This is a genomic window from Thalassoglobus neptunius, assembly GCF_007859735.1.
Taxonomy (GTDB): Bacteria; Planctomycetota; Planctomycetia; order Planctomycetales; family Planctomycetaceae; genus Thalassoglobus; species Thalassoglobus neptunius.
Window position 1 is genome coordinate 38,096 of sequence record NZ_SIHI01000016.1, and the last position, 13,976, is coordinate 52,071.

General features: G+C 51.9%; 12 protein-coding genes. All 12 read left to right on the forward strand.

The genetic code is table 11. The features are described from left to right. Positions 1-171 precede the first annotated feature (171 nt). Complete coding sequence (locus KOR42_RS17750) at positions 172-1,383, forward strand: class I SAM-dependent rRNA methyltransferase (RefSeq protein WP_146511189.1); 1,212 nt, start codon at positions 172-174, stop codon at positions 1,381-1,383. A gap of 292 nt (positions 1,384-1,675) precedes the next feature. Then, complete coding sequence (locus KOR42_RS17755) at positions 1,676-2,467, forward strand: dienelactone hydrolase family protein (protein ID WP_146511190.1); 792 nt, start codon at positions 1,676-1,678, stop codon at positions 2,465-2,467. 438 nt (positions 2,468-2,905) lie between these two features. Further along, positions 2,906-4,216: a GspE/PulE family protein gene (locus KOR42_RS17760; RefSeq protein WP_197441310.1), complete on the forward strand. Its 1,311-nt coding sequence runs from the start codon at positions 2,906-2,908 to the stop codon at positions 4,214-4,216. Positions 4,217-4,417: 201 nt separating this feature from the next. After that, entirely contained in the window at positions 4,418-5,422 is a 1,005-nt protein-coding gene (locus KOR42_RS17765) for a CNNM domain-containing protein (protein WP_146511192.1), read from the forward strand. 112 nt (positions 5,423-5,534) lie between these two features. Further along, positions 5,535-6,587: a type II secretion system F family protein gene (locus KOR42_RS17770; RefSeq protein ID WP_146511193.1), complete on the forward strand. Its 1,053-nt coding sequence runs from the start codon at positions 5,535-5,537 to the stop codon at positions 6,585-6,587. A gap of 198 nt (positions 6,588-6,785) precedes the next feature. Further along, complete coding sequence (locus KOR42_RS17775; RefSeq protein ID WP_146511194.1) at positions 6,786-7,820, forward strand: type II secretion system F family protein; 1,035 nt, start codon at positions 6,786-6,788, stop codon at positions 7,818-7,820. Positions 7,821-7,838: 18 nt separating this feature from the next. Next, the gene (locus KOR42_RS17780) at positions 7,839-9,461 is read left to right on the forward strand and encodes a type II secretion system F family protein (protein ID WP_146511195.1); all 1,623 of its coding nucleotides are present in this window, start codon (positions 7,839-7,841) and stop codon (positions 9,459-9,461) included. A 47-nt stretch (positions 9,462-9,508) separates the two neighbouring features. Then, the gene (locus tag KOR42_RS17785; protein WP_146511196.1) at positions 9,509-9,856 is read left to right on the forward strand and encodes a hypothetical protein; all 348 of its coding nucleotides are present in this window, start codon (positions 9,509-9,511) and stop codon (positions 9,854-9,856) included. Next, entirely contained in the window at positions 9,853-10,431 is a 579-nt protein-coding gene (locus tag KOR42_RS17790) for a hypothetical protein (protein WP_146511197.1), read from the forward strand. Before KOR42_RS17785 ends, KOR42_RS17790 begins: the two co-directional genes overlap by 4 nt. Next, positions 10,428-10,877 (forward strand): hypothetical protein, encoded by a 450-nt coding sequence (locus KOR42_RS17795; RefSeq protein ID WP_146511198.1) that lies wholly within the window; start codon positions 10,428-10,430, stop codon positions 10,875-10,877. Before KOR42_RS17790 ends, KOR42_RS17795 begins: the two co-directional genes overlap by 4 nt. Continuing rightward, positions 10,877-11,758 carry a DUF1559 domain-containing protein gene (locus tag KOR42_RS17800; RefSeq protein WP_146511199.1) on the forward strand — a complete coding sequence of 294 codons (882 nt, stop codon included), beginning with the start codon at positions 10,877-10,879 and terminating at the stop codon, positions 11,756-11,758. The genes KOR42_RS17795 and KOR42_RS17800 overlap by 1 nt, the downstream gene beginning before the upstream one ends. Positions 11,759-11,842: 84 nt before the next feature. Then, complete coding sequence (locus KOR42_RS17805) at positions 11,843-13,801, forward strand: hypothetical protein (RefSeq protein WP_146511200.1); 1,959 nt, start codon at positions 11,843-11,845, stop codon at positions 13,799-13,801. Positions 13,802-13,976 lie beyond the last annotated feature (175 nt).

The window sequence follows — 13,976 nt, forward strand, 5'->3', positions numbered from 1 at the left end:
GAAATTTGGGCAAGGTCATTCTGGGAAGCGGAAGTTCCTTTCCCCGGCACACCTGATCGATTTTCAACAAAACTCCTGATCATCGACGTTCTGGATGTGATCAGGATGACATTCTGACTCACGGGTCGATAACCTGAGCGGATTCTGCATCTCCAACGAATTGAATCTTCGATGAACGACCCTTCGACGCCTCCCGTCGCGACATTAAAGCCTCGCAAAGCGCTCCCATTTTTCTGTCAACACCCTTGGGTCTACGACTCCGCGATCCAGAAGATTTCCGGATCTGTGTCAACTGGAGATGAAGTCATCGTCCGTGCCAACGACGGACAATTCATCGCCCGGGGACTGATCAATCCCAACAGCAAGATTCGCATTCGTCTCTATAGCTGGGACGAATCAACACCGCTTGACGCATCATTCTGGAAAGCTCGAATTCATGATGCACTTCAGCTTCGCAAGAAACTCTTCGGAGACACCCCGACCGAGAAGACCTGCCGACTCGTTTTCAGCGAATCCGACAGGCTGTCCGGGTTGACCGTCGATCGATTCAATGACTGGCTGATCCTGCAATGGACGAGCGCAGCTCTGGAGAGCCATAAAACAGAAATCGTCAATGCTCTTCAGGAGGAAGTTTCGCCTCGAGGAATCTGGCTCCGAACGGAGAAGGGGATCAAGACACTCGAAGGACTCGATATCGAGGACGGATTGATCCAGGGAGAAGAACCTCCTCGCCGCATGACCATCGAAGAAAACTCGCTTCGATTTCATGTGGACCTCATCGAAGGACAGAAGACTGGATTTTATTTCGATCAACGCGAGAATCGACGAGCCATTCACAATCTCGCTGCCGGGGCGCACGTTCTCGATGTCTGCACGTATACAGGCAGCTTCGCATTGAATGCTGCTTCCAATCCCAAGTGCGAATCCGTTCTTGCAATCGACTCTTCTGCCTCGGCATTGGAATTGGCTCAGACGAACGCCGAGGAGAACGGACTCGCGAACAAGGTCACCTTTCAGCGGTCCGACGCTTTCGACGGAATGGCGGAGTTGGTCGAACAAGGCATAAAATTCGATCTCGTCATTCTTGATCCTCCCAAGCTTGCCCGGACTCGTGGCGGTCTGAAGAGGGCGGTGAAAGCGTACATTCGTCTGAACAGTCTCGCGATTCAACTTTTGCAACCGGGCGGGTTTCTCCTCACGTGCAGCTGTTCCGGACATGTTTCGGTGACCGACTTCTTTGAAATCATCGCCCAGTCCAGCCTTGAAGTTGCCCGTCCCGTTCAAATCCTTCAGGAATTCGGACAGGCACCGGACCATCCTGTAATTTCGAGTTGTCCAGAAACGTCCTATCTGAAAGCGTTCCTTTGTCGAGCCATCGGTTAAGCGATTCGAAAAACGATCCCCGCTCACGACAAAGTCTGTGCACTCATTCTTGAAGTGAACTCTCTCAGCGACCAAAATGGTCAGACGAACGCTTTCATCAAATCCGTTGGACCAGTTTCCAGTCCGTAGCCCGAACTCAAGAGTTGAACGTCATTCGTGGTCGTGTTCGCTCGAGTTCCTACGGATCACGAAATTGAAGAGGTGGATTCATTTCACCATTCCAACACACAACGTTCCATAGATCATTTGCGAGTTGTCCCTGCGCGAAGTTCGCATCCAAAGGAAGTTCGAAATGAAACTGACAGATCGTGTGCTTAGCCTCGTCGTTATCTTGGCAGGATTCTGCTCTACCTTGAATGCCGAAGTCCAAACTCGTCGGATTGCTTACGAAGAGAACGGAGCCCAACTCGAAGGAGTCCTCGCTTGGGACGATTCCTCCGATGCTGCTCGTCCCGGAATTCTTGTTGTGCATGAATGGTGGGGCTTGAATGACTACGCAGAGAATCGTGCCCGTCAACTCGCGGAACTCGGATATATCGCGTTTGCATTAGACATGTATGGAAAAGGGCAGATCACAGAACACCCTCAGCAAGCTGGAGAGTGGTCGTCTCAAATTCGCTCGAACAGCGAAGCCTGGCGTTCCCGCGCAATTGCCGGTCTCGACATTCTGAAAGCTCAGCCGATGGTGGATCAATCCAAAATCGCAGCGATTGGATATTGTTTCGGAGGATCAACCGTTCTCCAACTCGCATACGCTGATGCTCCTGTCCGAGGTGTTGTCAGCTTTCATGGCGCGTTGGTCACTCCATCGGAGTCAGACACGATCGATGCCAGTGTTCTTGTCTGTCACGGCGCATCGGACAGCTTCGTTCCTCCGGAATCAGTTCAAGAGTTTGAAGCTGCCATGCAGAAAGTGAATGCCGACTACCAATTGATTTCGTATGGAGGCGCTCGACACGCTTTCACGAATCCGAATGCGGGATCGTTCGGAATTGAGAACCTGAAGTACGATCCACTGGCCGATTCGAGATCGTGGGATCAGATGCAGCTTTTTCTCGACGAAATCTTTCAGAATAAGCAATAATGCAATACTTGAGCATTTTCTGATTTGGTTTGCACTCACTCGCACGAGCACACTCAGCCTTCTACCTGATGAAAAAGTTCAAGCGAGTGCACAGGAAAGAGCAACTTGCTCTAAGGTCCCGACATTTGCTCTCGACCAGATGTTGAATTGTTGTTGATGAATCGTCACTGACGATCGAGTCAGTTCAATCGTGATGTCCGAAGAATTCGGCATCGCTGGATGTTGAACAAAGACTTCGAGCATCAGCTGCGGGAATGGCAATTCATCAGGTCGGAGCGATTGGAAGCGGACGGACCGAATCGGTCGAGTCGAATTTTTGGAGACTGTCTCCGAGTTCCACTCGATTGCAATTCATTTCCTGCATGTCACAATGCACTAACGATTTGCCCGCCAGCCTCGGAGAAACTGATTCTCCGAAAAGTATTGGAGTCAGACAAAGTGATTTTCGGATTCGGTAAGGGTGGACGAGATAAAGACGATGACGAGGATGATGACGATGATGACAATCTCGACTTTATCCTTTTTCGTGGGGCACTGAACGGCGTCACTCCGGATTTGTCTGCGAACGCGAGACTCGTTCAGGCGGGACTCATTCCGGCCAAGAAGATGATTTCGGAAGCTCTTGCACGCCGTGCGGAGATGATCCGGATTGATCCAAAACCGAAGTTCGCCGGGGTCACATTCTTCGTCGATGGAATTCCCTACCCAGCGGCAAAAATGCCTCCGAAAGCGGCGAACGCCATCGTTCAGATGGTGAAGTTGCTTGCCGGACTCGATATCAACGAACGATCCGCCCCTCAATCAGGGGGAATTAACGCGGAATTCGAAGAAGTTCCGCATGAAGTTCGGATCGACATCACTCCGTCGGCATCCGGCGAGATCATGACGCTGAGAGCCGAGAACCTGAAGAATCGGCTCGAAACTCCGAAGGAACTCGGTTTCAGCGAGCAGCTCCAATCGACAATCCGTGAGCTCGGCAAAAAGAAAACCGGCTTGATGCTCTCAGTGGGCCCTCCAATGTCAGGGGTCACGACGACGACCATCGCGACGTTGCGGGGAAATGACGCTTACCTTCTCTCGATTGGATCGATCGCCGATCATCAGGGACGCGATATCCCACACGTTCAAATATTTGAGTCAAACGAAGAGGAAGACCTCGAAACCGCGATCCGCCGGACTCAACGTGCTGACATCGACATTCTGTATGTTGACCCGATTCGCAGTAAGGAAGCTGCCCGCACGATCCTTGAGATGTCGGAAAACCAGGCAATCATCACAGAAATGCCTGCCAAAGATGCCGCCGATGGGATTGCCCGACTCAATACGTTGGTCGAACAACCGAAACTCCTGGCCCAAAACCTGAAGCTCGTCGTGAGTCCTCGGCTCGTTCGATTGCTCTGTCCGAAATGCCGTCAGGCTTATCGTCCGAATCCGAAACTTCTCGAGCGCGTCAAACTTCCTGCTGACACCAAAGTGCTCTACCGAGCCCCTCGCCCGGATGCAGAAGATGACGACGAAGAGACTTGTGAAAATTGCGGCGGAATTGGTTTTCGAGGTCGAATCGGTCTCATTGAAGCAATCGCGATCACGGACGAGTTTAAGAAGCTCATCCTGAAAGGAGCGTCGACTGCTGAGTTGCGTGAACTGGCAAGAAAACAAGCGGTTCAGTCCTTCCAGTCCGACGGGCTTCGTCTCGTCAGCGAAGGCAAGACGTCACTCGAGGAACTTCAACGAGCATTCCGTTCGTAGCTGAGAGAACCGTTGGTTGGAGAAAAAATTCAATTGACTCCAGCTGCGGAAATTCTCATTGGGACGAAAGGCTTGAAGACGATGCCTCATCGAGTTTCGGGGAGTCTTTTGGACTCCCCATTGGCGATACTGTTGGCTGCCAATACTGTTCATTGGCGTTGTAGAACACTGACATCACAGCACCCTGGAGGCTGACGATCTGTGCCCGACTGGTTGGAAGTCATCTTAGCGACACTCTTGCTGATCGTCGGGCTTCGCCTTTCTGCATTCTTCAGCGGAACAGAAACCGGCTTCTATCGGCTCAGCATCCCGCGTCTGAACATCGATTCCCAGACCGGTGACAAAGCAGCGACGACTCTGCTGTGGTTCAGTAGAAACCCAGCCTATTTCGTTGCAACCTGTCTCATCGGGAACAATGTTGCCAACTACGTAACAACGGCAGCGATCGGATTTCTCTCGCTTGCGTTCATGGGAGCGGCGAGCGAGCGATTTGAAGTCTTGATCACCATTCTCGTGTCGCCGATCATCTTTCTTTTCGGAGAACTCCTTCCGAAGAGTCTCTACTATCTCGCCCCGATGCATTTGCTTCGAAGAGACATTCGATACTTCAAGTACATTTTTCGCCTTCTTTTTGTCGTGACGTACCCCCTTGTCTTGCTGACAAGGACGATTGAACGGTTGAGTAAACAGAGCCCCCAGGCGGTCGAGTTTGTCCTCGGACGCAGTCGACTCGTCCAGCTCATGAGACACGGACACGAAGAAGGAGTCCTGACCGACGTTCAAAGTCGCCTTTCGGGCGGACTACTGCAACTGGCTCCACAACCGGTGACAGGGTCCGTCACCCCAGCGACCCGGATCCTTGGAGTCTCCGAGACCGCGACCAAAGACGAAATCCTGAAGTTCGCTCATCAGTTCGGAATTTCGACAGTCGCCGTCCATCGCAAGAACGATCCTGAAGACTGGTACGGGTACGTCGTCGTTTCAGAGTTGATGCTTCAGACGCGTGTTCGCCCGATCATTCATATCATGCCGGTCTTCGACGCCAAGAGCAGTAAGCTTGAGGTTCTCCACCATCTGCAATGCTTCCAGTCACACAGCGGTGTGATCAGACAGAATGGAAAAACGTTCGGGGTTGTTTCCAGAAAAGGATTGATCGAACAGCTCTATCGCCCGAACGTCGCAGCTCCCCCTTCTCGATCTTCATAAAAATCGGGATTGTCGCCAACGTTGCGTTCACCAGGCGCGTACTTCATCATGACCGAGAGCGTTCTTTCTCAAGAATGCTTTTCCCGGTTGGTCACCTGAAGGCACCACCTGAATGTTACGTATGACACAGTCTTCCTCGACACAGCGTCTGCGGCCGGATGAAATCCGCGCACTCATTCGTGAGATTCAGGCCATGATCTCATCCGGTGTCCCCTTGAATCTCGGATTGAGAAACTCAGCCGTTGGTCTGACCAAGCAACTGGACCCGGTCGCGAAACGCCTCTCCGAACGTCTCGAAAATGGAGCGACGGTCTCAGCGGCTTTCGAAGATGAAGAATCAATCCCCGCCGAATTTCGAGCGGTGGTCGTTGCCGGTTTGTATTGCGGGGAAAGTGAGAAAGTTCTGGAAGACGTCAGTCAAATGACCAGCACCCTGGATCAGATGCGGCGCACCGTTCGCCTGGGCATCGTGTATCCGATGACTGTCGTCATTGTCGCAGTTGCGCTACTCGGAATTCTCATCAGCGGACTGCTCCCTCAACTGCTCGCCACTTATCAAGATCTGCATCTGGAGATCCCGTGGTGGCTGTCCTGGTCTCAACACGTCCAGATTGAATCCCGTTATTTCCTCTGGGCAGCCGTTGCTTTGCTCTTTGGTGCAATCTGGTGGCTGGCGGGTGATCGAAGCGGTTCCGGGGCACGTTCGATGTTGCTTCCTGGAGTCCGAAGAGTCCAGCGGAGTTTTCAAATCAGCCACTTCGCCCACTTGCTGTCGCTTTTGTGTTCACACAATGTCCCCTTGTCCGACGCACTGAAACTATCCGGTGACGCTTCCGGAAGTCCTCGACTTCAATCCGACTGTGTTCAACTGGCGACTGCGGTGGAATCCGGTGAATCGGTCGAAGTCGCGATTGAGAAAAGCGCTGAGTTTCCCGACTTTCTGAAATGGCTGATCGTCACCGGAAGTGAAGACTCACAACTGCCGACTGCACTGGCTGAAGCTGCGGAGTTTTACCAGAAGCGAGCAGAGTCCAATGCCCGCTGGTTCTCCAAAATCATCCCGGTGATCTTGGTTGTTGCCATCGGAGGAGGCGTCACGCTGGTGTATGTGTTAAGCGTTTTCGGCCCAATGGTTGACCTGTGGCTTCGCCTCGGCCAATTCTAACTCCTAAATACATTCCCTTTTAACTTTGGCTCTGCACCGAAACGAAAATTATCGATCGACGTGAAACACTTCATGGAATGACTGAATGATTTCACTGACTGCGACACACAGATCTCAACACTTTTCACAAGATCCAAGTCACAACATTCAATTCCCAACAAGCGATATTCACTTCTTAGCGAACTTCTGGAGCACTGAGTGGAACCTCCATCACTGAACATGGAACCTGAACAGCACGAGGAACGACCGCGCAAGCCGCTTTCGCCGTACTCGATTTCTGTTGGGCTTCGGGCGGTCGCTGAAGAGATGCCCTCTTCCCGTGATCGGCGCGCTCTGATTCGTCTGTCCGAACAGATTCGTTCGGGAAAGTCACTCGACGACCTGCTTGCAAAGAATCGCGATCTCCCGAAGGATCTCGCCGCTGTCGTCTCAGCAGGAGTTCACACCGGCAAGCTCCCTCAACTGTTGGAAGAATACCTGACTTGTCATCAATCCTTAACATCTGTCTGGAGATCGTTTTACGCGAGTCTTCTGTACCCGTTCACCATGTTTGTCGTCGCAATGGTGATCATGGTCATCTTTTTCGGCGTGGTGATCCCCGATTTTTCCGTGATCTTTTCCGACTTCGGGCTGGAGCTTTCGGCACTCACGCTGGTGATCCTTCTCCTCGCAGAATTCGCTTCCACATTCTGGCCACTGCTTGCTTTGGGGTGCATTCTGCTGGGACTCTTGGTCGTCTTAAACAGGTATCTCCCGTTTAAAGCTTTTCGATCGAAGCTCTTTCAGTCGCTCCCGCTCATTGGGAAAGCTCAAAAAATGGCAGCTTCGTCAGAATTCTGCTCCCGCATGTCGATACTTGTCGATTGCCGTTTGCCTCTTGAAGAAGCGCTTCGAATCACATCGCTCTCACTCAAGGACCAGTACCTCGCCAAGATGGCTGGTCGGCTTGCCAAGAGAGTTGAGTCCGGAGAAACGTGTGACGAGCTGGCCCGCTCCACAAGCGGAATCCATCATTCCTTGGCGAATTCGTTTCGATGGGCCAAGGACCCTGAGACATATTCTGACGGACTGAAGTCGCTGGCCTCGGTCTTTGCATCTCAGTCTCGCGGTTTGACGAATCAGATTGCCGTCATCATCGAGCCACTGACAATTTTCGGAATCGGGGCTTTCGTTGGAATTACAATAATAGCCCTGTTTATGCCTTTAATTAACCTCCTGAATGCACTGAGTTAACCACGGACTGAACGCCTCATGGAACCGATTTTTCTTCTACTCGTGATCCCCGGAACGGCGCTGATGATGTTGCGATTCAATCATCAGAGAACTGCCGGTCTGGACCCAGAGACGAGAGAGAGAAGCCGTCAACTCCTGGGAGCGGTTGCAATTCTATTGGCCGCCTATACTGGGATTATGGCTTACCTTGCCCTTCAGGAGCTATTTAAAGCCTCTCTCAATTTCTCATCGACCAGCGTCGTTCTGGTTCGAGGTTTGATTGCCTCGCTTTGCGGAATCACAGCCTGGAAGACCTGGCAAATCTCAAAGTTTCAACTCGACTTTGATGAAGAAGGGCCAAACACAGACGATTCACGAAGTTCGAACGACACGTTTCTCCAAGTTGTGGAACGTGATCAGACGGAAACGACTGCGACAGCGTTTGCGATCCTGCTTGTGCTTCTTCCACTCGCACTCCCTGCGATTCTGTTTGCTGCGACGATTGGACTCATCCCGATTGTCATCTTTGTCTTTTCCTCACATCCGGGGAGAGTCCGCCAGAATCAATTGCTCTGGTCGCTGGCGGTCGGAGTTCGGAACGATCTGAATCTCGGAGTCGAAGTCGATGAGCTTGTGATTGCCATGAGACCACGGCGGCCGATCCTCCGCTCGGTTGCCACCATCGCGACGATCTTCTTTTGCTTTCCGATTGGAATCCCATTGTTCATTAGCGCAAGACGTTACGATCGGTTTCTTAAACGGCTTGAAAACCTCGCATTCGATCTTCACGATGGAACGCCACTTCACTCAGCATTGAAGGTCCAGCGAGACCTGATTCCGCAGGAATTTCTCGGGGCAATTGAAACCGCAGAATCGACGGGACAACTGAAAACCGTCCTTCCGCAACTCGCGTTTGAACACTCCCGGATGCTTGAACGTCGCAGCATGGGAACGCCGGTCATCAGCACGATGATTTATTCCTGGGTTGTGATCATGGTCACGCTCATGGTCAACTTTTTTGTCATGGTGTTTATCGTTCCGAAATACAAGCAGATCTTTGAAGACTTTGGGATTGAACTTCCGGCGGCAACTCTTCAACTGACGCACGTTTCCGACTGGCTCTTCCAATACTGGTTTCTGGCGAGTCCGCTGCTGATTGCTCCGTTTCTGATTCCGTTGGGCATCCTTTGGATGTTCAATGAATCGAGCGATCGACTTCCGGACTGGGTCATTAATTTAATCCCGAGAATCGAAGCTCCGTCGCTGTTGAAACGATTCGCGTACGTCATTCAGCAAGGTGCTCCAATGCAACCCGTATTGAAATCCCTCGCTGATTCTTCACCATCTTTCCCACGTGCACGAAGATATGAACGTATGCAGCAACGATTGAATTCTGGTGAACAGATTGGGGAAATCCTCCAGGAAGAGCGATTTCTCAATGTCCGTGAGTCACTCGCTCTTCAGAATTCTGAAAAGATCGGCCATCTCCAGTGGGCAATGTCATCGATTGCTCAGGCCATCGAGCAAACCCGATTCAATCGAATGCGTCTGTTCGCGGAGATCATCCGTCCGTTGACAATCATCATCCTTGCAAACTTTGTCGCGTTCTTCTGTGTTGCGATGTTTCTCCCGCTCATCAAGCTTCTCAACGACCTTTCATGACCAACAGATATCGAACACAAACTGAACAATCGCGAACGGGATCGCTCATGGTCGAGCTTATCGTTTCCGCACTTCTCCTGGCTGTCGTCATGAGTCTGATCGCCCAGTTCCTCGCACAGATTTCTGTTGTGAATCGGAACCTGTCCGACAGCGAAGCAGCGCTTCGATGTGTTCGTCAGATTGTTGATGAAATGCGAAATGATCCGAACTGGACACCAGAGATTCCCGAGAGCCTGAAAGCCACGCTCACTGATCCAGAACTGCAGGTGACGACCGACCAGGAGGATGGCAGCCAGGCCAGTCGCGTGACGGTCTCGATCGTTTGGAAGAACTTCGAACAAGAGACTGTCCGCCCCGTCGCCCTCTCATTCTGGAAATGGGAGAAAAGCGAATGATGATCAACTCAAAGAAACAAACCACGACATGCGCCCACCGGAGTCGACACGGCTGGACTCTCGTGGAGACGTTGCTCATCGTCACGATGACTTCAACAATCGGAATCGTGGGGGCCAAGCTGATTTCCCGCCTCATCAGCATGGGCAATCAGCTCCAAACACAGACGCAGACCGAATACACGGCCCAGAGATTCGAAGATCGATTGCGGACCGATGTTGAATCATCAGAGACCGCAGAACCGATTGACCACGGGATTCAACTTTTCTCCCCCAACGGTGAAGCGATCCAGTACGTCATTCGGAAGGACAACTCCGTTCGCCGAGTCGCTCCACGCCCCGGAGGGACCGCTTACGAGACGTTCCAGTTTCCAGAGACAACCATTGCATTCGAAGTCCAGCCGGATCGAGTTTTGTTCTCCTGCGTTCCCGAAAAGGAAACAGACAGCTTTCGCCACAAAGTCTTCGATCGCCCATGGACGATTTCCACCTCGCTTGGCCGCAGAAACCGGCCTTTCAGCCAGACCTCCGAGTCTTCTGAGGTTTCAAACGAGAACGTCAGCGAGACCGTTGAATGAATACACATTCCCACAAAGTTCGTCGATCCATTCAGAGCCACCGCCGCGGTGCTGCGCTCGTCATTGCGATTATCGCTCTCATCCTGTGCTCGTCATTTTCACTCTCCATGATTCGGACGACCGTTCTTCGCCAACAACGATTTATTCAGCGGCGCGACATGCTTCAGGCGCAGCTCATTGCCGAAGCAGCAGTGGACCGAATCAAAGTTGAAAAGCTTGATCAGGAAGTTCTTTCCCACGACAAGTGGGACATTGAGGTTCTCGGTGAAAAGGGCCTCGTAACATCAACGGTCACGCAGAACGATGGAAAAATTGAGGCAAAAGTTACCGCCAGATATCCCGTTTCAGTTGGCCCGTCTCGCGGAATAAGCAGTTCGATCGTCGTCCCACTTGGACCGGTCGAATCACAGCACCAGTCAGAGAGTCAGACAAAGGAGTCAATGTGATGCATCGAAATCGAACCAGACGCCGCGGTTTCACCGCAATCGAGTTGCTGGTCGTGATTGCCATCATCGCCATTCTCATTGCACTCCTGCTCCCTGCAGTGCAACAGGCTCGGGAAACAGCTCGACGAACCCAGTGCAAACATAACCTCATGCAACTCGGGCTCGCGCTGCACAGCTACCACCAAACACATGACACGCTGCCTCCCGGGTCCGTCAACTGGACAGGACCTGTACGAGACGGCCAGCCGGGTTATCTCTTCAGTTGGATTGCTCAAATCTTGCCGTATCTCGAAGAGCGTCTGACGTACGATAAGCTCGATTTCACCCGGCCCGTGGACGACCCAGCGAATCTGGAGCCGGTCTCTCGAGTTCCTTCGATCTTCGTTTGTCCGAGTTCCACTTCATCGAGCCACGCCTACGCTGGCTGTCATCACGACACGGAAGCTCCGATCGATACAGATAACAATGGGACGCTTTACCTGAACAGTCGCGTTCGTTTTCGTGACATCAATGACGGCCGCCGAGCCACAATTCTGCTTGGAGAAGTTCTCGCGAGTAGTACCTGGGCATTGGGGACAAGAGCGACACTTCGAAACACATCAGGAGTCAATCGCCCTGACGAAGTACAAGCTTTCCGTAAGCTCAATCGAGGAAGCTATTATGGTCTGCCAGAAGAAGCACCTTCAGACACTGAAGTCGAAGAAGACGCTGAAGCCGTCGATCCGGATCTCATTGTCGGAGGGTTCTTGAGCAGCCACACAGATGGCGCCCATTTCTGTTTCGCAGACGGAGCAGTGAAGTTTCTCACCGGACGAATCGACCAGCAAGTCTTCCAGAATCTCGGCAACCGAAACGACGGAAACCTCGTCGAAGGATTTTAGAAGTGCCCCGAGAAGTGGAAGTGCAAGCAGTTTTCCGAATCGCTCATTGAATCGCAAACAGTTTTCCGACGAGTCCCAGAAGTGATGCTCAAACCAGCAAATCGATCGGATCTCAAAACTCACTTTGTGTCAACGTCCATGCGAGTGCGCGGGAACGATCAGCAGGCTCTTCACACTTTTGTCCTGAGCCTCGTCGCTGCACTGACGATCTTCTTGTCTCCCTGCTTCACTTATGCTCAGAATTCCGATCCGAATCTGATCACGGTTTCCGAAGTTCAGTGGGGTTTCGATGGTCGGGTTCTTCTCGATCATTTCATCCCCGTCACGTTTCAGGTCCACAATCTCGGGCCAAATCCCTGGCAGGGAGAACTCAAGCTTCAGAGAACGATCCGCCAGAGGGAACACGTCTTCGGCGGAACTTATGTACAACCCGTGACATTGCAGGGAGAAGAAACTCGCTGGGTGCAGATGGTTGTTTACGTCCCGAACGACGTTGAAGACTGGTCTCTCTCATGGGGACCCGACAAGAATCATTCCGTTGACTTTCCTCCCGTCGTCGAAGGAGAGCGCGCGACACTTCTCGTTTACGATACAGACGGTGTGCAGCAAGGCAGTAGCGTCTTGAAGCGAATGTCGGAAGATCGTTTTCCGACCACGATTGCCGCACTCGATGGGCTTCGGGGTCTCATTCTCGACAGCCCTCCGTTCTGGCAAGGTGCGAGGATTCGAGCATTAAGAGACTGGCTTTACTCAGGAGGTCGAATTTACATCCTCTTTGGCCCTGACCGAACTTATCCCGTCTTCCCGAAAGCGATGGATTTTCTCAATCGACAGGAGGACTTCTTCCAAATTGGCCAAGGCACGGTTCAGAGGATTCCACTCACCGCAGATGAATTCTCACTTGAGGAGGCACGCACTCAGCTCTTCAATGAAGAACTCACAGATAAAAAACAACAAATCCTAAAAGAGAAATTAGAGCGACAACAAACGCCAGTCTTAGCGCAGGCCATGGAGGTATCCCAATCGGTCTGGACGAAGAACGCCGATATCTTTCGAGAGCTGATCGAATTCTCAAAGTTTCAGCGAAAGTGGTGGCTCATTTACCCCGCAGTCATTGCGTACCTTTTTCTGTTGTTTCCGACATGTTTCCAGATTGGAACGGAACAGAGAGCGGTCCGAACGTTTTACATCGTCTTCTTAAGTTCGGCGCTGCTCTTCTCGCTGGTCTTTGCCTTGCTCGGAAAAGTCGGAGGAGGTGTCCGCAGTCGGATCCGGACGGTTGCAGTTGCCAGGACTTTGGGTGACGGAGCATTCGATGTCACCGGTTGGTCAACACTGGCAAACGTGTTTGCAGGCGAATTCGATGTCGAATTCGCTGGGACAGGTGGAAGCCTGACAACGGCACAGGAGGTCGAGGCAGCTGACGTCAACATGCTCACTGGCACCGACTGCTGGGCGAGCGCAAAGATGCCGCCGGACTCTCGGCAGACGTTCCATTATCGGACACGCGTGACGACCGATTTCGGACAACCGGTCTTGCTCACCCATTCAATTTCCGGGCTGCGACTATTATCGATCTCCATCGATATCTCCGAAGCAATCTCTCAAGACCCATTGCAGGCATTCGTCATTTACAACGGCACCATCTACGAGTTAGATGTCACTTCGCCAACTCTCACTTTGGCGACAGGCAAAAAACCGACCGATCTGGAAACGTACTTGTACCGTCCCTATTCCTTCGGTTTTAACACATGGAATGCGTGGAATCTTCAATCCACCGGAGATGAAGAAGAGGACGAAAAACTCATTGGACTGTTGCGATACAAAGTGATGAATCGTTTACTTGTCGGAAGTTCGTTCGGATTGACCGAGAGTGTCGATCCAATCCAGTTAAAATTACCCGACGGCACAGCTCGGCTCCTCATCCTGGCAGAACTTCCTGAAGAAATGCGAGCGAAAACAGACCACTTCCCCGATCAGGAAGGAGTCGTCATGTATTTCTACGACTTCGAACTCGATCTTGGCTCCAGAGCCCAGCAATAACTCAATACAGTGATAAACTAAGACGTAAAATCTAAACGTATTTTTTCGTTCTGACCGAATCCCGATCTCCCAACTGTTTTAACAAAGCTTTCTGATGTTTCACGGCCCGCTAACACTTCTCATGCGATCAGTTCGATCAGACGCGCTGAAACGAAGCGCTCATCTTGCACGAATT

Coding starts and splice junctions, on each gene's coding strand:
- KOR42_RS17750 (WP_146511189.1), top strand. CDS start 172: ATGAACGACCCTTCGACGCCTCCCGTCGCGACATTAAAGCCTCGCAAA.
- KOR42_RS17790 (WP_146511197.1), top strand. CDS start 9,853: ATGATGATCAACTCAAAGAAACAAACCACGACATGCGCCCACCGGAGT.
- KOR42_RS17770 (WP_146511193.1), top strand. CDS start 5,535: ATGTTACGTATGACACAGTCTTCCTCGACACAGCGTCTGCGGCCGGAT.
- KOR42_RS17785 (WP_146511196.1), top strand. CDS start 9,509: ATGGTCGAGCTTATCGTTTCCGCACTTCTCCTGGCTGTCGTCATGAGT.
- KOR42_RS17780 (WP_146511195.1), top strand. CDS start 7,839: ATGGAACCGATTTTTCTTCTACTCGTGATCCCCGGAACGGCGCTGATG.
- KOR42_RS17800 (WP_146511199.1), top strand. CDS start 10,877: ATGCATCGAAATCGAACCAGACGCCGCGGTTTCACCGCAATCGAGTTG.
- KOR42_RS17755 (WP_146511190.1), top strand. CDS start 1,676: ATGAAACTGACAGATCGTGTGCTTAGCCTCGTCGTTATCTTGGCAGGA.
- KOR42_RS17805 (WP_146511200.1), top strand. CDS start 11,843: ATGCTCAAACCAGCAAATCGATCGGATCTCAAAACTCACTTTGTGTCA.
- KOR42_RS17795 (WP_146511198.1), top strand. CDS start 10,428: ATGAATACACATTCCCACAAAGTTCGTCGATCCATTCAGAGCCACCGC.